This window comes from Rhizobium sp. LjRoot258, assembly GCF_964254185.1.
Lineage (GTDB): Bacteria > Pseudomonadota > Alphaproteobacteria > Rhizobiales > Rhizobiaceae > Rhizobium.
This window is the reverse complement of record NZ_CAXUST020000001.1, coordinates 3,081,249-3,105,109: the sequence shown is the minus strand read 5'-3', so window position 1 is coordinate 3,105,109 and position 23,861 is coordinate 3,081,249. Positions and strand designations below refer to the sequence as shown.

Below are 23,861 nucleotides of genomic sequence, written 5' to 3'. Positions count from 1 at the left end.
CAAGGAGCATCGCACGCCACGATAATGCAGAAAATCAGAATTTTATGGATTGATGATCCATGAAAACGGGACTATTTCGATGCGACGGACGATCTTCGACCTCGATGTGCTGAGGACCTTTGCGACCGGGATGGAGCTTGGCAATTTCGCGAGGGCGGCCGACCGGCTCGGCCGCTCGACCTCGGCCGTCAGCGCCCAGCTGAAGAAGCTGGAGGAACAGGCGGGCACGCCGATCTTCCGCAAGGCGGGGCGCGGGCTTGCGCTCACCGATGCCGGCGAGACGATGCTGGCCTATGCGCGCCGGCTGCTGGAACTGAACGATGAAGCGGCTGCCGCCGTACAGAGCATAGAGCTCGAGGGCTGGGTGCGGCTCGGATTGCAGGAGGATTTTGGCGAGACCCTGCTGCCCGACGTGCTTGGCCGCTTTGCTCGTGCGCATCCGAAGGTCCGCATCGAGGCGCGGGTCGTGCGCAATGTCGAGCTGATCGAGCGCGTCATCTCGGGAAAGCTCGATCTGGCCCTAGCATGGAGCGATGGCACGTTGACGCCACATTGCGACAAGATCGCCGACGTCCCGATGCGCTGGATCGGACCGGCGGAAGAGGCGGTCGGCTGGAGCCGCGGCAGCGGCGAGCCGGTGCCGCTCGCCTCACTGGAGGCTCCGTGCCTGTTGCGCACTGCGGCGACAAAGGCCCTCGATGCGGCGGGCATTGCCTGGCGGCTTGCCTTCGTCAGTCCCAGCCTCGGTGGATTGTGGGCGGCGACGGCCGCGGGCCTCGGCATCACCATCCGCACCCCGATCGGACTGCCCCGGAAGGTCAAGCCACTCCTCGCCAAGGAGGCCGGCTTGCCGGAGCTCCCGTCGCTCGGTCTTGTCCTGCATCGTGCCGAGGCGGAGCCCGGGCCAGCCGCGGCCCGGCTTGCGGCAATCATGCTGCAATCGGTCGGCGGGGCCGTCGACGATGTCGTGCCGCAGGCCGTCCGCTCTGCCGCGAGGGCTTATGCCTGATACTCGCGCTGCGCGTTGCGGCGGATCGCCTGCGGTGGCTGGCCAAAGGCGCGCAGGAAGGCACGGCGCATCCTCTCGCGGTCGGCGAAGCCCGTTTCCGCCGCAACGACATCGATCGGATGCCGGCCTTGTTCCATCATCAGACGCGCGGCCTCGAGGCGCAGGTTCTCCACCGCCTTTGCTGGCGATTGCCCCGTCTCGGCCCGGAATGTGCGGCTGAACTGGCGGGGGCTCAGGTGTGCTGCGTCTGCTAGCTCCTCGACGGAGAGCGTGTTCTTAAGGTTGCTGCGTGCATGCGCGAGCGCCTTCTGGATGCGGTCCGATTTCGGCTCCAGTTCCAACAGCGCTGAAAATTGCGACTGGCCGCCGGCGCGGCGATGATAGACGACGAGTTTGCGGGCAACGGCGCGGGCGACAGCCGCGCCATGATCCTTCTCGACCATGGCAAGCGCCAAATCCACACCCGCCGTCATGCCCGCCGAGCTCCACACGGAGCCGTCGATGATGAAGATTCGGTCTTCCTCGATCTTGATCTTCGGGTAGCGCGATTGCAGCTCACGGGCGAGAAGCCAATGCGTCGTGGCCCGGCGACCATCCAGAACGCCTGCCTCGGCCAGCAGGAAAGCGCCGGTGCAGATCGAGGCGACGCGCCGGGAGGCGGCAAGGGCGTTGCGGATGAAGTCGCGCTCCTGAGGAGTCGGCAGTTTGATGCCGACCGCGCCCGACACCAAGAGCGTATCGAAGGCCGGATCTTCGAAGCGGCTGGTTTCGATCGTGACGCCGAAGGAACCCGGCACCGGTCCTCCGGCCTCCGAGAGGTAGGTGATGTCGTAGACCTGCTCGTCGAGTTCGAGGTTGGTGAACTCGAATGCCGAGATCGCGGCCAGGCTCATCACCTGGAAGCCGGGAAAGAGCAAAATGGCAATGCGCTGCATGGCTCAAAACTCCATTTGTCCTAAATGGTGGTTTATATGACATTCAAGACATTGGCAACTGAGCGTAAGACTCCCTTCAAGCCGACAGCAGGTGCTGTTGCTCAACATGGAGAAAGACAATGACCGAACAGCACAAAGGCACCGCGCTCGTCACCGGCGCGTCATCCGGCATCGGTGCCATCTATGCCCAGCGGCTCGCAAAGCGCGGCTACGACCTCATTCTTGTTGCCCGCAATGGCGAACGCCTTTCCGAACTCGCGACGAAATTGACCAGGGAGACGGGCAGGACAGTCGAGACGGTTGCCGCCGATCTTGGCGACGGGGTCGATCTGGCGCGCGTCGAGGCGGTGCTGAAGAGCGACCGCAGCATCACGCTTCTTGTCAACAATGCCGGTTTTGGCGGCACCGCACCGCTGCTTGCCTCCGATGTCGACAAGATGCAGGCGATGGTGGACCTCAACGTCACGGCGCTGATGCGGCTGACCTATGCCGCCGTGCCCGGTTTCGTGGCGCGTGGCGGCGGCGCGATCATCAACATCGCGTCGATCGTCGCAATCGCGCCTGAAATCCTGAACGGCGTCTATGGGGCCAGCAAGGCCTTTGTTCTGGCCTTCAGCCAGTCGCTCAAGCACGAGTTGGCGGACAAGAACATTCGCATTCAGGCTGTCCTGCCGGGAGCGACGGCGACCGAATTCTGGGGTATTGCCGGCACGCCGGTCGAGCACCTGCCGACCGAGATCGTGATGTCGGCGCAAGACATGGTGGACGCAGCTCTCGCCGGCTTCGACCAGGGCGAATTCGCGACCATCCCGGCCCTCGAAGAAGCCGGACTGCTAAAGGCCTACGAGGATGCACGCCAGGCGCTAATGCCGAACATGTCACGGTCGGCACCGGCTGCGCGCTACAAGGCTGTATAAGGAAAGTGATGAGGCAGGCTTGTCCTGCCTCTACCCATGCCGGGCCAGTGCGCCGGCGAAGATATCGGCGTCGACGTTGCCTCCCGAGGTGACGACGACGACGTTGTCGTCTTCCAGTTGATCGCCATGGAACAGAGCTGCGGCAAGTGCCACCGCGCCGCCGGGTTCGACGACGATCTTCAGCCGCACAAAGGCGAGCGCCATAGCGCGGAGCGCCTCTTCGTCGGTGACGACGATGCCGGCGCCCGCGAGGCGCTGCAGGATCGGGAAGGTGATATTGCCGGGTTGCGGCGTGATGATCGCATCGCAGATAGAGCCGGTCATCGCCGCGTTGCGCTCGATCTTGCCCGACGCCAGCGACCGTGTCGTGTCGTCGAAACCTTCAGGTTCGCAGGGGCGCACGCGAAATGTGGGCGCGCTTGCCTCGAGCGCCAGGGCAATCCCCGATGTCAGGCCGCCGCCGCCGCAGGGGATCAGAACCTCAGCCGACCTGATGCCTTCTTCTTCCGTCTGCTCGGCGATCTCAAGACCTGTCGTGCCTTGTCCGGCGATCACCTGAGGTTCGTCGAAGGGCTTGATCAGCGTCAGCTTGCGCTCGCCCGAAAGAGCAGCGCCGATGGCGTCGCGATCCTGCGTCGCGCGGTCGTAGAGCACAACTTCGGCGCCGAGCGCGCGGGTGTTGGCAATCTTCAGCTTCGGTGCGTCCGACGGCATGATGATAACCGAAGGAACGCCATGCAGCTTCGCTGCGAGCGCCACGCCTTGCGCGTGATTGCCTGACGAAAAAGCGATGACGCCACGTGCGCGCACGCCAGGATCGAGTGCGGAAACGGCCGACCAGCCACCCCGGAATTTGAAGGAGCCGGTATGCTGCAGGCATTCGGCTTTCACGAACACCCGTCGTCCGGCAAGCTCGTCGATGAAGGGAGAGGAAAGAAGCGGCGTGCGGCGCGCATGTCCGCGCAGGCGGGCGCGGGCGGCAACGATCATTTCAATGCTGACCATGGAGACTCTTTCGAACAACGGAACGCTCTTGCATAGGGCCGCACGCGATGCTTGTGAACGGTGACTTTGTCACCGTGACACGAAAAGCGTCGGGCGCGTTTCGGCAGCCTCTGGCTTGTGGCGACTTCGCCGCCGGAATTCGCTTGGGTTGGTGCCGGCGACGCGTAGAAATTCGCGATTGAAATTCGACTTGCTGATGAAGCCGCAATCGAACATCAGCCGTGTGACGGGTTCGTCCGTGGTTACAAGCGTCTCGCAGGCCGCACGGATTCGGTAGTCGTTCACATATTGCGAGACGCTGACGCCGTGGACGCGGTTGACCGCCATCGAAACGCGGCGGGCCGACAGGTTCATCTTGCGGGCGATGCGGCCGAGATTGAGGTCCGGATCGCGGTAGATCTGCCGAGATTGCATGAGATTCTCCAGCGCGCTGGCGATCGCATCGTCTTCCTGGCTCGGTACGGGTGGGGCGGGTGGTTCCGAGGTTGTCGTGACGATCGACTGACTGCCGCTCGCGATCGAGGCCGCCGTGCCAAGGATCAGGAGCGTGATCACGTTGCCGAGCGCGACAATCGCGCCGGCATGGAGACCGCCGCTCTGCTCGAGGTCGAGGCTGATCGCAATATCGGCCGCTGCCGAGGCGACCAGCGCCACGCCAGTGATCAAGAGAGAACGGTAGGATAGAAGAGCGCCATCGAGGCGGGAGGAGACGAGCGCGTCGGGACCGTGACGAGCCAGCCAAAGCAGGGCCGCTCCATAGGCGAGGAAGATGATGGTCAGGATAGGGCCGATCGGGTCGCGCCAGAACACCAAGAGAGCGACGATCGATACGCTTGGCAAAATATGCGGCCAGAAGCGGAGGAGCGATGCCGGGCCATCCGTGGCGAGATTGCGAAAGCTAATCCAAGCGAGCGCCGCAATCAGCGAGGCGACGACCGACTGGGCGGGCAGGATCGCGATCACCTCATAGCCCCAGCGGATGCCGATCAGGATCGATTGCAGCGTGTAGGCACCAATGAGGAGCAGGAATGGACGCTTCTCCTGTTCGGCCCAATCGTTCTGCCGCAGCATCCGCACGAGCAGGATGGCGAGCAGCAACGCGACGACAAATGGAAGCGGAACGAAGATCATGACGGCAGGTCCGGTAAGGTGCGTTCAATAACTGCACGACTTTGGCCTTGATCGCAATCGCGGGCGACCCGGATCGCGATTCAGGTCTCCAGATCGTGTCCTGCTCTTCACCTTGCATGCAGTCGCCAACCAATGGCCGGCCCGTTCAAGGAGCTGGCATGAAAGAGGCCGCGGCCGCTGAGAGAACGGATCACCGAGATGCAGTGGATGATCGAGGGACAGTCACACTTCCAGCCTTTCGGCTTATCCTATTGGGGTTTTGCAAATCTCAATAAGGGAGTTGGAAGCATGACTGCCTCTTATGATTACCATATCGGCGTGGACTACCACAAATCCTATAGCCACCTGGTGGTGCAGGATTCGGCAGGCAAAACGCTGCGCTCTGGCCGTGTTAAGAACGACCGTCAGTCGCTCGGCGGGTTTCTCGAACGCTACCGCGAGAACAGCCACGCGGTTGTCGAGGCGACCCGCAACTGGATGGTGATGTACGACTGGCTCGACGACATTTGCGATGATGTCGTTCTCGCCCATCCCTTGAAGGTCAAGGCGATTGCCGACGCCAAGATCAAGACCGACAAGATCGATGCGACGGTGCTGGCGCATCTGCTCAGAGCCGATCTGGTACCGGAGGCCTGGGCACCCAGCGAGAGATCGCGAGACCTTCGCGTCGCGCTGCGCGAGCGGATGTTTTACGTGCGGCTGCGCACGATGACCAAAAACCGCATCGTCACGGTATTTGATCGCTATCCGGAGCAGACGGCGCAGCTGAAGAAGCTCGGCGATCTGTTCGGCAGGGCCGGCCGCATCCAGCTGGCTCAAGTGAACGTCTCAGAGATCGACCGCATCCAGATCAATCGTGGCCTCGAATTCATCGGCGACATCGACGTGCGCATCAAACAGTCGGAAGCAACGATCCGGGCAATGACCAAGGCCAATGCCAATGTGAAGCTGTTGAAGACGATCCCCGGCATCGGCGAGTTCTTTGCCCGATTGATCGACGCGGAGATCGACGACATAGCGCGGTTCAGTAACCCGAAGAAGCTCGCCGCCTATGCCGGGCTGGTGCCCTCGACCTATTCCTCCGGCGGCAAGACCTTTCACGGCAAGATCATCAAGCAGGGCAACAAGTGGCTGCGCTGGGCCTTTGTTGAAGCCGTCACCCCTGCCATCGCCAGCGATGCGCAGCTTCGCGCCCAGTATGAACACCTGAAGTTCAGAGGAGTGAACAAGGCGCGTGTTGCGATCGCGCGCAAGCTTTTGACGATCGCCTTCCAGATCCTGCGTGACCAGCGCGCCTATCAGCCGCGCGGCACGAGCCCCAGGAAAGGCGCGTCGATGATATCCCGGTTGTCCTGATCGGTTTCTAGCGAGCCCGGCAGGACTGGGCTGCGCTCATCAAGGAGAATGGGAAACCGGGAGCCGAACGCCACCCTGTGACCGAAGCCAGAAGCGGCATTAGGGCACGCATTGGAGAATGGTTCGAGAACCGCAGGACGGAAACATTCTGTCCCGCGGAAAGGAAGACTTGGCCGATCGGCGAGAACGCCGGTCAAAACGAAACCGAACCCAAGGAAAGCCGCTAATTGAAGGCGTTTTGCCCCTTGCGTTCTTTCATTGGAGTAATCGATGACACTGATCCTCTTCATACCCGCATTCATCCTGACGTTTGCTTGCGCCTTTGCCGATGTTCGAACGACGGGCGAGGCACTCGATATTTCCTCCGTCCGTTCCGTCGTCATCAGCGGCGACGCCAGCGACATCAGGCTGACCACGACCAACACGCAACCCTACAGTGCCAACACGAGCGCGCGGCGCAGCGGCTGGTTCTCATCCTGGTATTCCAGCTGGTTCTTCAACGGCTGTCGCGATCGAAGCGCAATGCGCATCGATGCAACGGTCCTGAAAATCGAGGTAATGCAGACCTCATGGACGGATCTTTCGGATTGCGCGCCGGAGGTTTCGGCCAATCTCGTGCCGGGCACCACCGTGCGCATCGACCAGCAGGCGGTAAGGGCACGATTGGATGGCGATTTCGCCGGCGTTGCAATCTCCAGCAAGGCGACCGACATCACCTTCGACGGCCACGCGACCGGGATCGATATCCTCGGCGCAGCGGTGCGCGCACGGCTACGCTACGACACGATCCGCCAGGACGAGACGGTCAGCATCAATGCGCAGTCACTGCAGGCGGATCTAGACTTCGGGAGCGTGCCGGTGGACTATTCGGTGATCGCCAAGGCGTCCTATGTCGATAGCCTGGAGCCGAGTGTGCCCGGCGCCAGGCCGCGTGTCAGCATCAAGGGCGATTTTGTCCATGCGCGTATCCGCTGACTAGTAACCGCCGGCGGAACCCTCGGTGGCGCGGCTGTCCATCACGCCATAGTAGCGTGCGCCGCCGCCCTTCTCGATAGCGGCGAGGCTTTTGCCACCGACAAGAATACCAGCGGCCTGTCCCCATTGCGGCGGGCCGCTGCCATCATCAAGCGTATGGCCCATCGCGATCAATGCCCGGATCGTATCGGGCGAGAGCGTGTAGGGCTCCAGATAGATCTTGTCCGGCTGCCATTGGTGGTGAATGCGCGGGGCATTGACCGCCTGGCTGATGTCCATGCCGAAATCGATGACGTTGAGGATCGCTTCGAGGGTGATGGTGATGATGCGCGAGCCGCCGGGGCTACCGACCACCATGAAGGGCTTGCCGTCCTTGGTGACGATGGTCGGGCTCATGGAGGAGAGGGGCGTCTTCTTGGGCGCGATCGCATTGGCTTCGCCCTGCACGAGCCCGTAGAGGTTCGCAACGCCGGGCTTGGAGGTGAAGTCGTCCATCTCGTTGTTGAGCAGGATGCCTGTACCGGGCGCAACGACGCCGGCGCCAAAGGAACCATTCAGCGTGTAGGTGACGGCGACGGCATTGCCTTCGTCGTCGACGATCGAGTAATGCGTGGTCTCGACGCTTTCCTTGACGCTGAGTGGTTTCAGGTTGGCAGAGGTGCCGGCTTTGTAGGGATCGATCTTGGCGCGGATCGCCTTGGCGTAGCCCTTGTCGAGCAGTGTCGACACCGGGTTTTCCACGAAATCAGGATCGCCGAGGGCCGCATTGCGGTCGACATAGGCATAGCGCATAGCCTCGACCATCAGGTGAACCGTCTCGGCGGAGCCGTAGCCGAGGAAGGAGAGCGGGTAGTCTTCCAGCACGTTGAGGATTTCGCAGATAATGACGCCGCCGGAGGAGGGAGGAGGCGAGGAGATGATGTCGTAGCCGCGGTAATTGCATTCGATCGGCTTCAGTTCACGGACCGCGTATTGTTCGAAATCCTCCTTGGCAAGAATGCCGCCCGTCGCCTGGCTCGCCTTGACGATCGCGTCGGCCGGCACGCCCTTGTAGAAGGCATCCGGCCCCTTATCCGCGATGCTGGAGAGTACGGCGGCGAGGTCGGGTTGAACGAGCTTCTCGCCGGCGGCGTAAGGCTTTCCCTCCGCCTTTAGGAAGATCTTTGCGGCGGCCTCGTCCTTCGCGAGCCTTTTGGCGCTGCCGGCGATGCTGGCCACGTCGCCTTGTTCCAGCGTGAAGCCTTCCTTGGCGTAGCGAATGGCCGGCGCCAGCAGATCCTGCCGTGACTTCGTGCCGTATTTCTCGCGGGCCATCTCAAAGCCCATCACGGATCCGGGCACGCCAACGGCGAGATAGCCGTCGAGGCTGGCGCGGGGAACGATATCGCCCTTGGCGTCGAGATACATGGTCTTCGTGGCCGCCAACGGCGCACGCTCGCGGAAATCGAGAAATGTCGTCTTGCCGTCTTTCAGGCGGATCGTCATGAAGCCACCGCCGCCGATGTTGCCGGCCGTCGGGTAGACGACGGCGAGCGCATAGCCGACGGCGACTGCGGCATCGACGGCGTTGCCGCCGTTCTTCAGCACATCGACGCCGACGTTGGTCGCCAGATGCTGGGCTGTTACGACCATGCCATGCTCGGCTTCAACGGGCGTGGGCGAAGCGGCGAGCGCCGGCTGAGCAAGTGAAAGCGACAGCGCGGCGACAGCCGCAAATATTGTGATGTTGGGGTGATCCATGACTTCCCTCAAAGCATGTCGGTGCAATGGATATGGGACGCAGTGAGCGCTAGGCAATGCACTGCTGTCGGCTACGGGCTGTTCGGTCGCCAAAGGATCAGTTTTGCGCTGCGACGGGTGGCGCCAGTCCGGTCGGATCGCCTAGGGGAACCACAATGTCTGTCGGCGCAGTCGGTGTCTCTCGCGCCAGGCGTTGTTCGGCCTTGCGTGCGGCGGCCTGGAGGTCGCGGCTGGCGCCACCGATTTTTTCGACTGCGGCAATGGCGACATCGGTGACCACGTAGTCAGGCTTGTGGCCGAGGCCGCGGATCTTCACCAGTTCGGAGCCGGCGATATCGAGGGCCAGTCCCTGCGAATGAAGGTGCTCCCAAACGATGCGATCGCTGTCACCAGTAATGATAACCGTCGGCGCGGTAATCCTGGAGTATTGCGCAGACTGCGCCCTGACGTAATCCAGCAGGCGCGTGCAATCGACAGCGTTGTGGAAGAAGGCACGCGGCCGCAGCACCAGGGTAGGACCTGTCTTCGCGATGTAATCTTCCGGGCGTGGATTGGGCCGGAAGACGTCTCGTGTCGCCTGGTCCAACCGCCGCAAGCCAAGCGGCACGACTACGGCGTGGGTGAAGAGCCAACCGAGTATGGGCATCGCCGCAAGGTGATAGTACCATTCGACGCCGCCTGGCCAGGGATGTGTTGCCGGGGCCAGAAAGAGCAGGCCTTCAGTCTTGTCAGGATGGCGCACGCCGAAGGCGGCCGCAATGGCGCCGCCGAAGGAGTGGCCGACGACGATGGCCCGTTTGATGCCCCGGCGTTCCATCAGTTTTGCGATCGCGTCTGCCTGTCCTGAGGGCAAGGCATTCTCCGGACCGCCGCGCTGCGAATAGCCGTGGCCAGGGCGGTCGACGAAGAGCATTTCGGCACGGCCTTGCAGCGGCTGCAGGAAGGCACCGACTTGATCGAGCAGGTTGCCGCTTGCACCGTGGATGAAAACAATGGGCGGCAGATCGGCCGTCTCTGGACGGGCGACGTGAAAGGCGTTCAGCCGGTAGCCGCCGATATCCGTCAGCTCGCCGATGTTCGGGCATGTCGCCTCGAATTGACGACCTTTGTAGGTGGAGTAGCCGATGGCGGCGGCGATGGGTGCAAGGAGAGCGGAGGCTACGGCAAGCATGGCTACATCTGTTAAAATCACATGACCAATACGTAAGATTGGCCCTCGTGGTTCACCGTCAAGATCAGGTGCGGCTGCCGGCCAGCTTTTCGGAGAGTGTATTCATCTGCTCCTGGGCGCTTCGATTGGCCGGATAGATCTCCAGGAAACGCTCCCAGGCTTTCAGGGCCAGCTGGTCGTTGCCCGATTCGGTGAGAATGGCGGCCATGCCGGAAAGTGCGCCGAAGTGGCGTGGTTCGAGGTCAAGCACGTGCTCGATGTCAGACATCGACTTGCGATAGCTGTCATTGGCGTAGTTGAGCGTCGCTCGGCGATTCCAACTTTCGGCATAATCCGGCTTGAGGGCGATCGCCTGGTCGAGGAAATCGAGGGCGGCAGCGGTGCGTTTCTCCTGGATCGCCTTATCGGCCCATTGCATCAGGAGGTTGACGGTCGCGCTGCCCGAGTCGTTCCACTGGGTGCGGATTTCGTCGGCGATACCACTCGCCTTGTCAGGGTCGCGCTCGCGCTTCAGCTGTGCGTAGAGCTGATCCAGATGCTGCTTTGGTGAGAGGTTCGCGTCCGGCTGCTCGACGATGACTTCCTTCTCCGCAGCTGCGGCAGGGGAAATAGGAGCGAGCAGGCAAAGCGACAGCGGCAGCGCCGCACAGGTCATAGCAAAAAAACGCATGGCGGGCATAGTAGCCCGCCATCGCTGAAGATCAAAGCAATTTGATTTGATTGCCGAAGCAATCCCCGGACAGGCACGGGCGCAAAATGCCACAGAACCGTCCAGGCGCGCTATATCAGCCCTGGCGAGCCTTGAAACGTGGGTTCAGCTTGTTGATGATGTAGATGCGGCCCTTGCGGCGAACCAGGCGGTTGTCACGATGACGAGCCTTGAGCGACTTGAGCGAATTCTTGATCTTCATTGTTTTGATCCGCGATGTTTGAGGGGGAATTCACATTCGCCCGTATCTATTACATTCAAAAGCGCGCTCAGGGCGCGCTCTTCAGGTTGGGCGTGCAGATAACCCGGCGACTTTCCTGTGTCAACCACATGAGGGTGTTTTTCCCATGGCCGAAACGGCTTTTGTCAGGGAAAAACCGGCAATTTTGTGGTCAACGTGGTAACGTGCCCCATCTTGCGGCCGGGACGGGATTCCGTCTTGCCGTAGAGGTGAACCAGCGTGTCTGGTCGCCGTAGCCAGTCCGGGAGCGCCAGAATATCGTCGCCGATCAGGTTCTGCATCACGCAGTCCGAGTGACGGTCGGCATTGCCGAGCGGCAGGCCGGCAACCGCGCGGATATGCTGCTCGAATTGAGAGATGGGGCAGGCGGCTTCGGTCCAGTGACCGGAGTTGTGGACACGCGGCGCCATTTCGTTGGCAATCAGGCTGCCGTCGGCGAGGACGAAGAATTCGATGCCGATGACACCGACATAGCCGAGCGCCGCCAGTATCGTCTCGGCCGCACCGCGGGCAGCGGCTGCAGTTGCCGCCGAGATGGACGCGGGCACCGTTGACGTGTGCAGGATGCCATCGCGGTGAACGTTTTCGGCAGGATCGTAGCAGGCGACGGTGCCGTCGGTTGCACGCGCTGCGATGATCGAGATCTCGCGCTCGAAGGAAACGAAGCTCTCGAGAATGAGCGGAACGCCGCCGAGCGCCGCAAAGGCGCCGTCCGGCGTATCGTCGGTGGAGCGGAACACTCTCTGCCCCTTGCCGTCATAGCCAAGGCGGCGGGTCTTGAGGACGCCGCGACCGCCGAAGTTTTTCAGCGCCGCATCGAGATCGGCTTGACTGTCGACGGCGTGGAAGCCCGCCGTTGGAATACCGCATCCGTTGATGAAGCGCTTTTCGACAAGCCGATCCTGCGCAGCCTCCAGCGCCTTCGGCGGCGGATAGACGGGCACCTGGCTTCCGAGGGCCTCGGCGGCGGTGACCGGGACGTTCTCGAACTCGTATGTGACGACGTCGCAAGCCTTCGCCAATTCTGCGAGCCCTGCAGGATCGTCATAAGCCGCTGTGATCTGTTCGTTGGCGACCTGCGTCGCCGGACAGTCGGCCTGCGGTTCCAGAACGACGGTGCGAAAATTGAGCCGGGCTGCGGCCATGGCAAGCATGCGGCCAAGTTGACCGCCACCGATGATGCCAATCGTTCTTACAGTCATAGGTCGTCCATCGGATATTCAGCAACAGCCGCGCTCTGGCGCTCGCGCCAGTCGTCGAGCCGCTCGGCAATGTCCTCGTCCGACAATGCCAGGACTGCCGCTGCCAGAAGGGCGGCGTTGATCGCGCCAGCTTTGCCGATGGCAAGCGTGCCGACCGGAATGCCGCCCGGCATCTGGACGATGGAAAGAAGACTGTCCTGACCCGACAGCGCCTTGGATTGCACCGGGACGCCGAAAACGGGAAGCGGCGTCATGGCTGCGGCCATACCCGGCAGATGAGCCGCGCCGCCGGCGCCGGCAATGATCACCTTGAAGCCTTCATCGCGGGCGGTCTTGGCGAAACTCACCAGGCGGTCCGGCGTGCGGTGGGCCGATATGATGCGCGCGTCATAGGGAATTTCGAGCGCCTCCAGGGTATCGGCGGCATTCTTCATGGTCTCCCAATCGGACTGGCTTCCCATGATGATGGCAACGGATGGTCTGTCTGTCATCGTCACGGCGTTCCCTTCAGGCAATGATGTCAGGGATGATCTGGTCTTCCAGCTTTGTCAGCTTGTCCTTGATGACCAGTTTCTTTTTCTTCATGCGCTGGATGCGCAATGCGTCACATCCGGTGGCAATCATGGCATTGATGGCGGCATCGTAATCCTCGTGCTCCTGGCGCAGTCTTGCGACCATGAGCCTGACTTCCGCCTGTTCCTGATCGGCCATATGCATTCCCCATAACCGTCTTCGGACATCGTCCGCTCTGCCGATAATTTCCGCAAGCTCCTATCACCAATTGGAGGTAACGGCTAGCGGCTGTTCGTCATGATTTTGCCACTTGTTCTCCTTGTTTTCACCTTCGACAAGGCTTCAAAAATGTGTCACAGTCGAAAGGTTGACGCCTTGGATCTCCGGCGGTGTTGGCCGGGGAGAGGTAAGAGGAAGGAAGGGTCAAATGACTGTTCAAGCTCATCTTGAGTCACTCCAGAAAAAGCATGTTGCTCTCGAGGAGGAGTTGCATTCGCTTATGATATCTCCCTCCCGAAACGATAATGAAGTAGCTGAGTGCAAACGCAGAAAATTGCGGATCAAGGACGAGATTGAGCGCCTTAAATCATCCTTCCATTGAGTAGGATGCAATAAATTACCGAGCGCGGCCCTAGGCGAAGAGGGCAAAAGTCCAATTCCACCAAAAGCTTAGATAAGGTCGTGCTCGACAGGCGATTATGGCGCCGGTTCCGACGGAAAGTCGCGAGCCGGCGTCTCTCATTTGAGTGGTCGGGCTAAGCCCAGAACTGGTCGAGCCAGAGATTGAGCCGGTCGAAGCCGCGATTGTTGACGGCATAGATGCGTCGCGTGCCCTCTGCGGTGACCGAAACCAGATTGCAATCTAGCAGCGCCTTGAGGTGCTGAGAGACGGCGGGGCGGCTGATGGGAAGCCCCTCGGCAAGCTCATTCACGGTCTTTGGAGCGCGTCGAAGTTCCTCCAGCAGGAAGCGCCGGTGGGGATCAGCTATCGCCGTGAAGGGATCCGTGTTCGACATGGCGAAAAGCTACGTCAAACGGCGCAATCGGGCAAGGAAATTGTGCGCCGCAACGAAACCCAAAATTGTCAGGAACCCAAGCCTTCCTGCGCGATGAGCACGGCGGCAATCAGGGCCATGGCATACATGAAAGGATAAAAAATCGCGGGCTTCATGCGCCGTACGCACCAGGCGCCGGCAATGGTCGCAAGCGGTGCAAACGGCAGCAGCGTGGCCGAGGCGGCGAGGTTGTGCGTGTCGAGCTGACCGAGCGCGAAGTAGGGGACGAGCTTGACGGCATTGAGAATTGCGAAGAAGCGAACACTGGTGCCGGTATATTCGCGCGGCGGCAGCTGCAGCGGCAGGGCATAGATCTGGAAGGGCGCTCCGCCGGCGTGTGCGACGAAGCTGCCATAGCCGGATAGGCTTCCCCAGATCTTCGCAAGCAGCGGCCGCTGGCCGTGGGGCGGCGTATGCATCCGGGCGCCGGGGCCGAAGCTGTTCCAGAAATAGCGAAGGCAAAAGAGGACGGTGACGACGCCGATGACGACGCGAAGCACGTTGCCGGGAACGAGCGCCGAGGTCGCCCAACCGAGCGCGATGCCGAATAGCGCTCCTGGCAGCATGATTTTCAGTGTTGTCCAGTCTCCGTGCTGGCGCCAGATCACCAGCGAGATCATGTCCATGCAGATGAGGATGGGCAGCAGAATCGCGGCCGCCTGCATGGGCGAGACGACGAGAGCGAGAAAGGGCAGCCCGATCAGCGACAGCGCATCGCCCATACCGCCTTTCGCAAGTCCGACCAAGATGACAGCGGGAACGGCGGCGTAGTAAAATGACAGTTCCATCGGCATGCTTTTGAAAATCCTCCCCTTGCCAGCCCCGTCTAACGGAATTACTCACACAAGACGAGTGCAGATGGGCCGCGAAACGGCCTGTTCCGCTGTAAATGGAAAGAGTTCATGACCGAACCGGAAAACCGCTGCCGCCTAGTTCTGATCGTCCCCGATATCGCCGATGCCGATGAGCAGGCAAACATCGTCGGCGATGCCTTAAAGGGCGGTGACGTCGCCTCGGTCATTGTGCCGCAATACGGTCTCAATGATGGCGAGTTCCAAAAGCACGCCGAGAAGCTGGTTCCAATTATTCAGGAGACAGGGGCGGCCGCACTGCTTGCAGGCGACAGCCGCGTCGTCGGACGGACCAAAGCCGATGGCCTGCATCTGACCGGACCGGCCAGCGAAATCTCCGAAGCGATCGACAAATATGCTGACAAGCTGATCGTCGGCGGCGGCAATGCCGCCGACCGCCACCATGCGCTGGAGATCGGCGAACAGCGACCGGACTATATCTTCTTCGGCAAGCTCGAAGGCGACATCAAGCCGGAGGCACACTCCAAGAACCTGGCGCTCGCCGAGTGGTGGGCCTCCATGATCGAGATTCCCTGCATCGTGATGGGCGGTACGGATCCGGCTTCTGCGCTGGCGGTGGCCGAGACGGGTGCGGAGTTCGTCGCGCTGCGGCTTGCGGTTTTCGCAGACGCAGGCCGTGCGCCCTCCGTCGTCGCCGAGGTCAATGCGCTCTTGGACGAAAAAGCGCCACGGTTTGAGGATTGATATCGCGCTCATGCCGATCCTGTCCCGCTGTTTACGCGTCTGCGCTGCCTTTGCCGCCGTCATTGTGGCGGGGCTGACGCATGGCGTTTCGGCCCAGGCGGTCGACAACGTCGTGACACGGCCGCTCGCGACCGCTCCCGAGTCGCTGAAAACTGGGCGGCCGCAGACAGACGGCGCGGGACCGTCGACGGGCGTCGGGGTTTTCGACCGCATGGGTGCGAAGCTGCCAGATCTGCCGCCGGAAAAGGACTACAAAGGGCCGGTCGACGACGCCTACGGCGCCTATCAGCGTGGCTACTATTTAACTGCGATGGAAAAGGCTCTGCCCCGTGCGCAGCTCGGCGACCCGGCTGCGCAGGCGCTTATGGGCGAACTCCTGGCAGATGGGCTAGGCGTCAAGCGCGACATGAAAAATGCGGCCTTCTGGTACAGCAAGGGCGCGGAAGGCGGCGACGCCGCGGCGATGTTCAAATACTCGCTGATGCTGATCGAGGGCCGGTTCGTCAAGCGCGACAAGGCCAAGGCCGATGAGTACATGCACAAGGCGGCCGATGCCGGAAATGCCTCGGCCCAGTTCAATTGGGGCCAGATCCTGACGGCTGACAATCCGGGCGACAAGGGACTGAAGCTCGCCTTGCCTTACTACGAGAAGGCTGCCGAACAGGGCATCGCCGACGCGCAGTATGCGGTGGCGGAGATTTACTCCTCATTGCCTGATCTGCCGGAGGAAAAGAAGCAGTTGTCGCGCGAATGGATGGCACGCGCTGCGCATGCTGGCTACGACACGGCCCAGGTCGACCTTGGGATCTGGTTCGTCAACGGTCAGAACGGGCCACGCGATTTCGTCAAGGGTTTCCAGTGGTTGCGGCTTGCCGCCAATCGCGGCAACGTGGTTGCGCAAAACAAGCTGGCGCATCTCTACATCAACGCTCTCGGAACCAAGCCCGATCCCGTCGAGGCAGCAAAATGGTATGTGCTGTCGCGTCGGGCCGGCCTGCCCGACGCAGCGCTCGAGGACTTCTATCTCGGTATCGAGGAAGACCAGCAGAAGGCGGCCATCGATGCCGCCAACAAGTTCCGCCGGATCCAGTGATCTAGGACAGCGCGTCGGCGAAGAGGTCTTCGTCGTCCCCGACCTTCGCAGCCTTGGCGACAGCCGCGGTGCCTTGTTCCATGGCTGGAACAATATCGCGATGGACATTGCGCTCCTGCACCATCGTGTAGAGCTTGAAAATCTTTCGATCGAGTGGTGCGACCGCGTCGGCAATGTCTGATATGTCTGCGATTTCAGCGCCGGCCACATCTTCCAGAACGTCGGCGCAGCGCGCCAGCACCTCGCTGAGGTCGCGCTGGAAATCCAGCTTACCGATCAATAGGCTGATCTTGTTCGCCACGTCGCGACCATGCTCGCAGAGCACCTTGAGCTCGTCTTCCATGGTGTCGGCTGCCGCACGGATGTTGCCGACGGCTGACGTCAGGGTCTGCCCGAGACCACCTGCTGGGTCGGCGCTGGCAGGCGCGATCCGGCCGGCAGCCGCTTCCAGCGTCGGCAGGCCGTTGACGATCGCATCGGCGGACTCGTCGAGTTTGGCGGCAAAGATACGCAGTTCCGCGGTGACAACGTTGATCGATTTTCCTTCTTCGCCCAAGCGGCTGCAGCGCAGGTTGGTATTCAACGCCATGTAATGGATGTCGGTTTTGACCACACGGATATTGCCGACGGCTTCCAGGAGTTTGGCGGCGGTGCCGAGCGTCGATTGGCTTACCTGATCGGCCTGCCGGGTCGCCTGGTCGACCTGCCTGACGATCTCGTGCGCGGCGGAAACGCTCGATTCCAGTGCGCGCATGAAATTCGCCTGGCCGCCGCCGCTCATCTGGTCGCGCAGACGCAGGATTTCCTGCGTATCCCGACCGAAGCTCGCGATCGTCATTACGACACTTTGCGAGTCCCGATGGAAATCCTTGCACATGTCGTTCATCTGCGCGGCCGTCAGATGATGGATGACGTTCTCCAGACGTCGGCGCGCATCCGCATCGAGCTTGCGTCCGTCTTCTCCGCCGAGGAATTCGTCGAGCAGCGCAAAGGTGCTCTGGACATGCTCGATGCGTTGGCGGGTGATGTCTCCGACCTGCAGGGCAGACAGCGTGGAGGCGACTTTGCTCTGTATGCCGCGGGCGATTGCCGAGACATCCCGGGCGATGGCCGCGAGGTTCTTTCGGTGTTCGGCAATCTTCCGGGCGTCGTCCTGCAATGCCCTTGCAACGTCGGGCACTGTTTCGGAATTGCTGCGTGCGGCTGCCGTGCCGAAGCTCAGCGCCACCTTGACTTCCTTCTCGAGACTGTCGAGGTGGGCGGCAAAACCGTTGACCTCAGCCGTTCCTGAGTAGATGCGCTCGAGGATCTCCTGCGCGAAGTCGGCGAACTCGGGAAGACCGGCACCGGTGATCTTGGCAGTCACTGCAAAGGTGCGCAGATAGCGCATCGTCTCCTGCATATCGGCGACGTGTTTGCGCAACGAATTGCCCGTGTCGGCAAGCGAGGAGAGCGCATCCTGGCGCGCCCTTTCGGAGCTCGGCAGGTCGGTTAGGCTCTTGACCGTCGCACGCAGATCCGCGCCGGTATCGCTGGACTTGTTGGCGTCCAGCGCCTTTGTGACATTGTCGAGCGAGCTCAACAAACGGTTGAGAACATCCATCACCGAAAGCAGCACCGTACCGCCTTCGAGGAAACGCTCCTCGACCTGGCTGCGGGCCGCTTCGAGCGTCTCGCTGATGCCCGATCCCGAAGCTTCAAATGCCTGAAGTGCCGATGCCGCCCCGTTCGTCACGTTATTTCCTTTACTTATAACACTGGCAAATTTTGACGCCATCTTTAGGGGCAGGACGGAAACAGCGGGTAAACGGCGCAGGTTCGTCAATGTTGTGCTTAACAGCGTGTGAAAATCTCGCTCTGCGACCGATGCTGGAGCTTGGATTCCCATATTCCCTATGAAAAACAGCTTGTTATGTAACGTGAACAACCCTCATTGTAATTTATCTCAGGTAATAATTCGGGGAGCCTGGACACGCCCTAATTGCATGTTCTGACAACCAAACTTTACCCGCTGTTAAGCCTGTCATGAGAGTCCTTTTCGGGTCTAGAAGTATTTCTCCATCCAAGGAGGCCGATTTTAGTACGTATTTCCAATATAACGAGACGATATCCTTCATCGTGTTTGTCTATTAGAAAATATATTCGGCATATGTTTGAAAAAGACTGCTGGTATCAATAGTAATAATTCGATTGTCATCGATATTCCCGAACATGCCGAAGCGGATTTGACATTCAGCGCATCGAATCCGCTCGTCGCCAGGCAAAGGCGCAGAACAAGTCGATCACGCTTTCTCGCCCGCAAGGGGCATGTTCTGAAGGTGCTTGAGCGCGCAGGGTTCCTCGACGCGTTCAACTCTGACGACACTAAATTCTGGTTGCATAAAGAGGTGGCGCCATGAGCGCAAACATTCTGACTGTTGATGAATCCGCAAGCACGGGATGCCCATCGCCAAGGGTGGGGTGGATCGGTTCCTGCCGCTCGATCAGATCGCCCGTGAAATCCTGATCACCCGGCTGACGTTTTGAAAGTCCGGCAGTCTATGCTGCCGGACCTGCTCTCAGGCCAGATAACCGCCGTCGATGGTGAGGCTGGCGCCGGTGATGAAGGAGGCTTCCGGGCTTGCCAGATAGGCTGCGAAGCTTGCGATTTCGCGGTCTTCCCCGAGACGGCCGAGGGCCATCAACCCCTTCAGCATTTCGTGGGAATGCGGGTCGGAGTTCATGTCGGTCACCGTGGGACCAGGCTGGATCGTATTGACGGTAATGCCGCGCGGACCGAGATCGCGGGCGAGGCCACGCGTCATGGCGGCGACAGCGCCTTTGCTCATGCTGTAGACGGCGGATGTCGGAAAGCCGCTGCGCTCCGCAACCACGCTGCCGATGGTGATGACCCGGCCGCCGTCATGCATATGCTTCGCTGCAGCCTGCGTGCCGGCAAAGACCGCCCGCACATTGACGGCGAACATGCGGTCGAAGTCCTCCAGCGGAAAGGCTTCCACGCTATTCAACAACAGAATTCCAGCATTGTTGACGAGAATATCGAGGCCGCCAAAATGACTGGCGGCCGTGTCGACGGCTCTTTGCACAGCGGCGGCATCTGCGCTGTCGGCATGGATCGCAAGTGCCTTGCCGCCATTTGCCTCGATGTCGGCGGCGATCGCCTCGGCTTTCTCCTTCGAGTTCGCAAAGGTGAAAGCGACGGAGGCGCCGTCCGTCGCCAGCCTGCGCACGATCGCCGCACCGATGCCGCGTGAGCCGCCCGTCACGATTGCGACCTTTCCTTCAAGTGGTTTCGTCATTTTCACTATTCTCCTTTATTGGACTGATTGGTCTAGAAACGAACGCGAGACGTCACCGCTGTCCAATTCTGCTGCTATCGAAGGCTGCGGATTGCGAGGCGGGCGATGGCGCGCTGGGTTTCGGGGCTTGCGCCGTTGCGGGCGCTGACCTTCATGCCGGATAGTGTCGCGCCGAGGAACTGAGTGGCGACCTCGGGATCGACCTCTGCCGATAGCTGACCTTTCCTTTGGCCATCTTCCAGCAGCATGACAATTGCCTTGCCCAGCATTGCCGAGGCGCTGTCGGTCAGGCTCGACACATCGTGATCGGTGCGGCCGAACTCGCAAATGGCGCTGACGCCGAGGCAGCCTCTAGACGCCTCCGAAGCAGGTCTGGATGCAAAGGCAACGAGGGCGGCTTCCAGGGCGTCAAGCGGCTCGTCGCTGTCCTTCATGTCCGCGATGATGCGTCGGATACTGTCGGCATTGTAGCGCTTCAGAGCCTGCAGGTAGAGGCTGCGTTTGTCGCCGAAGGTGTCATACATGCTCTGCCGGCTGATCTTCATCGCCGTAAGCAGGGCGTCGGTGGAACTACCCTCGTAGCCATGCTGGCAGAAGACGCCGATCGCGGCATCGAGAGCCTTGTCTCTATCGAATTCCTTGTGTCTTGCCATGGATGCATGAATAGCAATTCCGGACTGATCTGTCTAGAATATTCTGCGCCATTTGTTCGAGCGGCGCCGCGCTGCGCCTGTCTCCTCTTGAAATTTTCCCGATTTTGTGGTCTTGAGGCCGCCAATCTTATCGAGCGCTGCCTTCTCCGGCGATCAGGGACCTTTCCCGCCCTGACAGCGCGCACCGTATTATCGCTCAAGGAAAAGTGCTCACATGGCTCGTTCAGCTCTCCTCAATGTCATGGTTCAGGCTGCCATCAAGGCAGGAAAATCGCTGGGGCGTGATTTCGGAGAAGTCCAGAACCTGCAGGTCTCGGTCAAGGGGCCGGGCGATTTCGTGTCCAATGCCGACCGCAAGGCGGAGAAGATCGTCAAGGACGAACTCCTGAAGGCCCGCCCGACTTATGGCTTCCTCGGAGAAGAGAGCGAGGAGATCAAGGGTACGGACGGTGCGCACCGCTGGATCGTCGACCCGCTCGACGGCACGACCAACTTCCTGCACGGCATTCCGATGTTTGCGGTATCGATCGCGCTTGAGCGCAACAATGAGATCGTCGCTGGCGTCGTCTTCAATCCGGCAACGGACGAGCTCTACACCGCCGAGCGCGGCGGTGGCGCCTTCCTGAACGATCGCCGTCTGCGCGTCGGCGCCCGCCGGGTGCTTTCGGATTCCGTCGTTGCCTGCGGTGTTCCGCACCTCGGCCGCGGCAATCACGGTAAGTTCCTCGTTGAGCTTCGTCACGTGATGGGCGAAGTTGCCGGCATTCGCCGCATGGGCGCGGCCTCCCTAGATCTTGCCTACGTGGCGGCCGGTCGCTTCGACGGTTACTGGGAAACCGCGCTGTCGGCCTGGGATATTGCGGCGGGCATCCTCCTTATCCGCGAAGCCGGCGGCTATGTGTCCGATTGGGATGGCGGTTCGTCCATTCTCGAGACCGGTTCGGTCGTCGCGGGCAACGAATATATCCAGAAGGCATTGCTTGAGGTGGCCAAGCGTCCCGTTCCTAGCCGGTAAATCGCTGTTGTAAAGACACGGTTTTCGTTTCCGCATACTTCAATTCGGCACAATGTTGCTCTAGTCTCCGGCTGAAATGAATCCGGAGGCTGCGGAACCTATGGAAAATGTGAATGTGGCTGAATTCGGCTCGACCGAAAAAACCACGAGCAACTACAGTTATAAACTTTCCAGTCCGATGCCGTTTCTTTGGACGATGGTGCTGTTTCTGATCATCGTCGGGTTCATTGCCGCCATTCTTTTCCGACAGACGCAGACTGCCTTCATGCACAATCCGGGCCTCAACGGTTTGATCCTCGGTGTCCTGGCTGTCGGTATCATCCTCGTCTTCAGCCATGTGCTGTCGCTGCGGCCGGAAGTGCGATGGTTCAATTCGTTCCGCGCCGCAGGCAACGCCGACAAAGTCGGCCGCAATCCCAAGCTGCTCGCTCCGATGCGAACGCTGATCGGCAGCCGTAGTGCTTCGGCAGGAATTTCGACGGCGGCCTTCCGCTCCATTCTCGATTCCATTGCCAACCGCCTTGATGAATCGCGCGATGTGTCGCGCTACCTGATCGGTCTTCTGGTCTTTCTCGGTCTGCTTGGCACGTTCTGGGGTCTTATCGGCACAATCGGCTCGATCAGCTCGGTCATCCAGTCGCTCGATGCGGGCTCGAATGGCTCGACCGATGTTCTTGGTGCGTTGAAGGAGGGCCTTTCGACGCCGCTTTCGGGCATGGGTCAGGCATTCTCGTCGTCGCTGCTCGGCTTGTCCGGTTCGCTCATTCTCGGCTTCCTCGATCTCCAGGCGGGTCGCGCTCAGAACCGGTTCTACATGGAGCTGGAAAACTGGCTTTCGTCGGTAACCGACGTTGGCTCCGATACCGCCATGCCCGCCATCAGCGGCACCTCGGCCGTCTCGCCCGAAGAGGTTCGCGCGCTCTCCGACTATATGCGCCGGATCTCCGAGGAGGGCAGCGGCGGCGCCCAGAGATCGGTTGCGGCGATGGCAAATCTTGCCGAAGGCATTCAGGGCCTGGTCAAGAATATGCGCAATGAGCAGCAGATGTTGCGCGACTGGATCGACGCGCAGCAGGAAGAGACGAAAGCGATGCGCCGCACGCTTGATCGTCTGGCCGAGCGGATTGGCTCGCAAGAAAGGCATGGTTTGAGCGAGCGCGTTCAACGCACGCCGCAAACTGAAAAAAGCGAGGGCAAGTAGGCCATGGCTCTTGCCCGCAATCGTCGCCCCCAGCGTGCGGTGGAGTACTGGCCAGGTTTCGTCGACGCGCTGTCGACACTCCTGATCTCCATCATGTTCGTGCTGACGGTCTTCGTTGTCGGCCAATATATCCTGAGCCGCGAAATCTCCGGCCGTGACGAGGTGCTGAACCGTCTGAACAGTCAGATCAACGAGTTGACGCAGCTGCTTGCTCTCGAGAAGGGAAGCAAACAGGACCTCGAGGACAGCGTCGCCAATCTTCAGGCCTCGTTGTCGTCGGCGGAAAGCGAGCGATCGCGGCTGAAGGCGCTGCTTGATGCTGGCTCGGGAGGCCAGAGCGCTGCACAGTCGCGTATCGGCAGCCTCACCAAGGAACTCGACGAACAGAAGCAGATGAGCGACCGGGCGATGAGCCAGGTCGAGTTGCTGAACCAGCAGATTGCCGCGTTGCGCAGCCAGATCGCCGCCGTCGAAGCCGCCCTGCAAGCCTCCGAGCAGAAGGATCAGACCTCGCAGACGAAGATCGCGGATCTTGGCCGCCGCCTCAACGTCGCGCTGGCGCAACGCGTGCAGGAACTCAATCGCTACCGGTCCGACTTCTTCGGGCGCTTGCGCGAGATTCTGTCCGATCGCGAGAATATCAGGATCGTCGGCGACCGCTTCGTCTTCCAGTCTGAGGTCCTGTTTCCCTCTGGCAGTGCGGATCTCAATCCGGACGGCCAGGGCGAGATGGCAAAGCTTGCGACGGCGCTTCTCGACGTTGCGAAGGAAATCCCGCCGGAGATCAACTGGGTCCTGCGCGTCGACGGACATACGGACAACGTGCCGCTCGCGGGCACCGGCAGGTATGGAGATAACTGGCAGCTGTCTTCTGCGCGCGCGATCTCAGTCGTCAAGTTTCTGATCTCCCGCGGCGTGCCGGCCGACCGTCTCGTCGCTGCCGGCTTCGGGGAGTTCCAACCCATCGCGCCAGGCGACACCCCGGAGGCACGCGCCACCAACCGTCGTATCGAACTGAAGCTCACCGAGAAGTAGATCTACAGCGTTTCGCCTGTCGAAAGATCGGCTGCTATTGCTGCCGGCTA

Annotated in this window: 26 protein-coding genes; 11 read left to right on the top strand and 15 right to left on the bottom strand. The window is 60.9% G+C overall.

The features are described 5' to 3' along the window. The first annotated feature begins 79 nt into the window (after positions 1-79). Positions 80-1,009, top strand: a complete 930-nt coding sequence (locus ACSQ9D_RS15290) for a LysR substrate-binding domain-containing protein (RefSeq protein WP_436282911.1) — start codon at positions 80-82, stop codon at positions 1,007-1,009. Here ACSQ9D_RS15290 and ACSQ9D_RS15285 read toward each other — a convergent pair. Beyond that, positions 1,000-1,944, bottom strand: coding sequence for a GlxA family transcriptional regulator (locus tag ACSQ9D_RS15285; RefSeq protein ID WP_436282910.1), 945 nt, complete (start codon positions 1,942-1,944; stop codon positions 1,000-1,002). The two genes, ACSQ9D_RS15290 and ACSQ9D_RS15285, sit on opposite strands and share 10 nt — an antisense overlap. Before the next feature lie 119 nt (positions 1,945-2,063). Between ACSQ9D_RS15285 and ACSQ9D_RS15280 the strand changes: the two genes are divergently transcribed. Further along, complete coding sequence (locus ACSQ9D_RS15280; RefSeq protein WP_436282909.1) at positions 2,064-2,861, top strand: SDR family NAD(P)-dependent oxidoreductase; 798 nt, start codon at positions 2,064-2,066, stop codon at positions 2,859-2,861. 30 nt (positions 2,862-2,891) lie between these two features. On the opposite strand, the gene ACSQ9D_RS15275 is transcribed toward ACSQ9D_RS15280, so the two are convergent. Further along, on the bottom strand, positions 2,892-3,866 hold the full coding sequence (locus tag ACSQ9D_RS15275) for a threonine ammonia-lyase (protein ID WP_436282908.1): 975 nt from the start codon (positions 3,864-3,866) through the stop codon (positions 2,892-2,894). A gap of 69 nt (positions 3,867-3,935) precedes the next feature. Further along, positions 3,936-4,997 (bottom strand): helix-turn-helix domain-containing protein, encoded by a 1,062-nt coding sequence (locus ACSQ9D_RS15270; protein WP_436282907.1) that lies wholly within the window; start codon positions 4,995-4,997, stop codon positions 3,936-3,938. A 288-nt stretch (positions 4,998-5,285) separates the two neighbouring features. Between ACSQ9D_RS15270 and ACSQ9D_RS15265 the strand changes: the two genes are divergently transcribed. Together ACSQ9D_RS15265 and ACSQ9D_RS15260 are read left to right on the top strand one after the other, a co-directional pair. Then, positions 5,286-6,353: an IS110 family transposase gene (locus ACSQ9D_RS15265; RefSeq protein WP_436283844.1), complete on the top strand. Its 1,068-nt coding sequence runs from the start codon at positions 5,286-5,288 to the stop codon at positions 6,351-6,353. 270 nt (positions 6,354-6,623) lie between these two features. Then, entirely contained in the window at positions 6,624-7,328 is a 705-nt protein-coding gene (locus ACSQ9D_RS15260; protein WP_436282906.1) for a hypothetical protein, read from the top strand. On the opposite strand, the gene ggt is transcribed toward ACSQ9D_RS15260, so the two are convergent. The 7 genes from ggt to ACSQ9D_RS15225 all read right to left on the bottom strand — a co-directional run bounded on the left by ggt (position 7,329) and on the right by ACSQ9D_RS15225 (position 13,102). Further along, positions 7,329-9,068, bottom strand: coding sequence for a gamma-glutamyltransferase (gene ggt, locus ACSQ9D_RS15255; protein WP_436282905.1), 1,740 nt, complete (start codon positions 9,066-9,068; stop codon positions 7,329-7,331). A 97-nt stretch (positions 9,069-9,165) separates the two neighbouring features. Further along, complete coding sequence (locus ACSQ9D_RS15250) at positions 9,166-10,239, bottom strand: alpha/beta fold hydrolase (RefSeq protein ID WP_436282904.1); 1,074 nt, start codon at positions 10,237-10,239, stop codon at positions 9,166-9,168. A 64-nt stretch (positions 10,240-10,303) separates the two neighbouring features. Further along, the gene (locus ACSQ9D_RS15245) at positions 10,304-10,918 is read right to left on the bottom strand and encodes a hypothetical protein (RefSeq protein WP_037126694.1); all 615 of its coding nucleotides are present in this window, start codon (positions 10,916-10,918) and stop codon (positions 10,304-10,306) included. A 106-nt stretch (positions 10,919-11,024) separates the two neighbouring features. Then, entirely contained in the window at positions 11,025-11,150 is a 126-nt protein-coding gene (ykgO, locus tag ACSQ9D_RS15240; RefSeq protein WP_003566454.1) for a type B 50S ribosomal protein L36, read from the bottom strand. A 164-nt stretch (positions 11,151-11,314) separates the two neighbouring features. Continuing rightward, complete coding sequence (locus tag ACSQ9D_RS15235; RefSeq protein WP_436282903.1) at positions 11,315-12,391, bottom strand: 5-(carboxyamino)imidazole ribonucleotide synthase; 1,077 nt, start codon at positions 12,389-12,391, stop codon at positions 11,315-11,317. Continuing rightward, the gene (purE, locus tag ACSQ9D_RS15230; protein WP_436282902.1) at positions 12,388-12,882 is read right to left on the bottom strand and encodes a 5-(carboxyamino)imidazole ribonucleotide mutase; all 495 of its coding nucleotides are present in this window, start codon (positions 12,880-12,882) and stop codon (positions 12,388-12,390) included. The genes ACSQ9D_RS15235 and purE overlap by 4 nt, the downstream gene beginning before the upstream one ends. A 16-nt stretch (positions 12,883-12,898) precedes the next feature. After that, entirely contained in the window at positions 12,899-13,102 is a 204-nt protein-coding gene (locus tag ACSQ9D_RS15225) for a YdcH family protein (RefSeq protein ID WP_037126901.1), read from the bottom strand. Between the two features lie 229 nt (positions 13,103-13,331). Here ACSQ9D_RS15225 and ACSQ9D_RS15220 point away from each other — a divergent pair, with 229 nt between their 5' ends. After that, the gene (locus ACSQ9D_RS15220) at positions 13,332-13,505 is read left to right on the top strand and encodes a YdcH family protein (RefSeq protein WP_007802505.1); all 174 of its coding nucleotides are present in this window, start codon (positions 13,332-13,334) and stop codon (positions 13,503-13,505) included. A gap of 154 nt (positions 13,506-13,659) precedes the next feature. Here ACSQ9D_RS15220 and ACSQ9D_RS15215 read toward each other — a convergent pair whose 3' ends face one another. Together ACSQ9D_RS15215 and ACSQ9D_RS15210 are read right to left on the bottom strand one after the other, a co-directional pair. After that, positions 13,660-13,920: an ArsR/SmtB family transcription factor gene (locus ACSQ9D_RS15215; RefSeq protein ID WP_007802507.1), complete on the bottom strand. Its 261-nt coding sequence runs from the start codon at positions 13,918-13,920 to the stop codon at positions 13,660-13,662. Positions 13,921-13,988: 68 nt separating this feature from the next. Next, entirely contained in the window at positions 13,989-14,753 is a 765-nt protein-coding gene (locus ACSQ9D_RS15210; RefSeq protein WP_436282901.1) for a sulfite exporter TauE/SafE family protein, read from the bottom strand. A 108-nt stretch (positions 14,754-14,861) separates the two neighbouring features. Here ACSQ9D_RS15210 and ACSQ9D_RS15205 point away from each other — a divergent pair, with 108 nt between their 5' ends. Beyond that, positions 14,862-15,515 carry a thiamine phosphate synthase gene (locus tag ACSQ9D_RS15205; protein ID WP_436282900.1) on the top strand — a complete coding sequence of 218 codons (654 nt, stop codon included), beginning with the start codon at positions 14,862-14,864 and terminating at the stop codon, positions 15,513-15,515. Between the two features lie 10 nt (positions 15,516-15,525). Then, positions 15,526-16,608, top strand: coding sequence for a tetratricopeptide repeat protein (locus tag ACSQ9D_RS15200; protein ID WP_436282899.1), 1,083 nt, complete (start codon positions 15,526-15,528; stop codon positions 16,606-16,608). Position 16,609: 1 nt separating this feature from the next. Here the strand turns inward: ACSQ9D_RS15200 and ACSQ9D_RS15195 are convergent, their stop codons facing one another. Continuing rightward, positions 16,610-18,343, bottom strand: a complete 1,734-nt coding sequence (locus tag ACSQ9D_RS15195; RefSeq protein WP_436282898.1) for a chemotaxis protein — start codon at positions 18,341-18,343, stop codon at positions 16,610-16,612. Positions 18,344-18,761: 418 nt separating this feature from the next. On the opposite strand from ACSQ9D_RS15195, the gene ACSQ9D_RS15190 reads away from it, so the two are divergent. Further along, a complete protein-coding gene (locus tag ACSQ9D_RS15190; RefSeq protein ID WP_436282897.1) occupies positions 18,762-19,007 on the top strand; it encodes an STAS domain-containing protein in 246 nt (81 codons plus the stop codon). A gap of 159 nt (positions 19,008-19,166) precedes the next feature. Here the strand turns inward: ACSQ9D_RS15190 and ACSQ9D_RS15185 are convergent, their stop codons facing one another. Both ACSQ9D_RS15185 and ACSQ9D_RS15180 read right to left on the bottom strand, forming a co-directional pair. Continuing rightward, positions 19,167-19,907 (bottom strand): 3-oxoacyl-ACP reductase family protein, encoded by a 741-nt coding sequence (locus ACSQ9D_RS15185; RefSeq protein ID WP_436282896.1) that lies wholly within the window; start codon positions 19,905-19,907, stop codon positions 19,167-19,169. Positions 19,908-19,981: 74 nt separating this feature from the next. Further along, positions 19,982-20,560, bottom strand: coding sequence for a TetR/AcrR family transcriptional regulator (locus tag ACSQ9D_RS15180; RefSeq protein ID WP_436282895.1), 579 nt, complete (start codon positions 20,558-20,560; stop codon positions 19,982-19,984). 214 nt (positions 20,561-20,774) lie between these two features. Here ACSQ9D_RS15180 and ACSQ9D_RS15175 point away from each other — a divergent pair, with 214 nt between their 5' ends. The 3 genes from ACSQ9D_RS15175 (at position 20,775) to ACSQ9D_RS15165 (ending at position 23,811) form a co-directional block, all read left to right on the top strand. After that, positions 20,775-21,575, top strand: a complete 801-nt coding sequence (locus ACSQ9D_RS15175; protein ID WP_024317273.1) for an inositol monophosphatase family protein — start codon at positions 20,775-20,777, stop codon at positions 21,573-21,575. Between the two features lie 100 nt (positions 21,576-21,675). Further along, positions 21,676-22,776: a flagellar motor protein MotA gene (locus tag ACSQ9D_RS15170; RefSeq protein WP_436282894.1), complete on the top strand. Its 1,101-nt coding sequence runs from the start codon at positions 21,676-21,678 to the stop codon at positions 22,774-22,776. A 3-nt stretch (positions 22,777-22,779) separates the two neighbouring features. Beyond that, complete coding sequence (locus tag ACSQ9D_RS15165) at positions 22,780-23,811, top strand: peptidoglycan -binding protein (RefSeq protein ID WP_037126719.1); 1,032 nt, start codon at positions 22,780-22,782, stop codon at positions 23,809-23,811. The last annotated feature ends 50 nt before the right edge of the window (positions 23,812-23,861 follow it).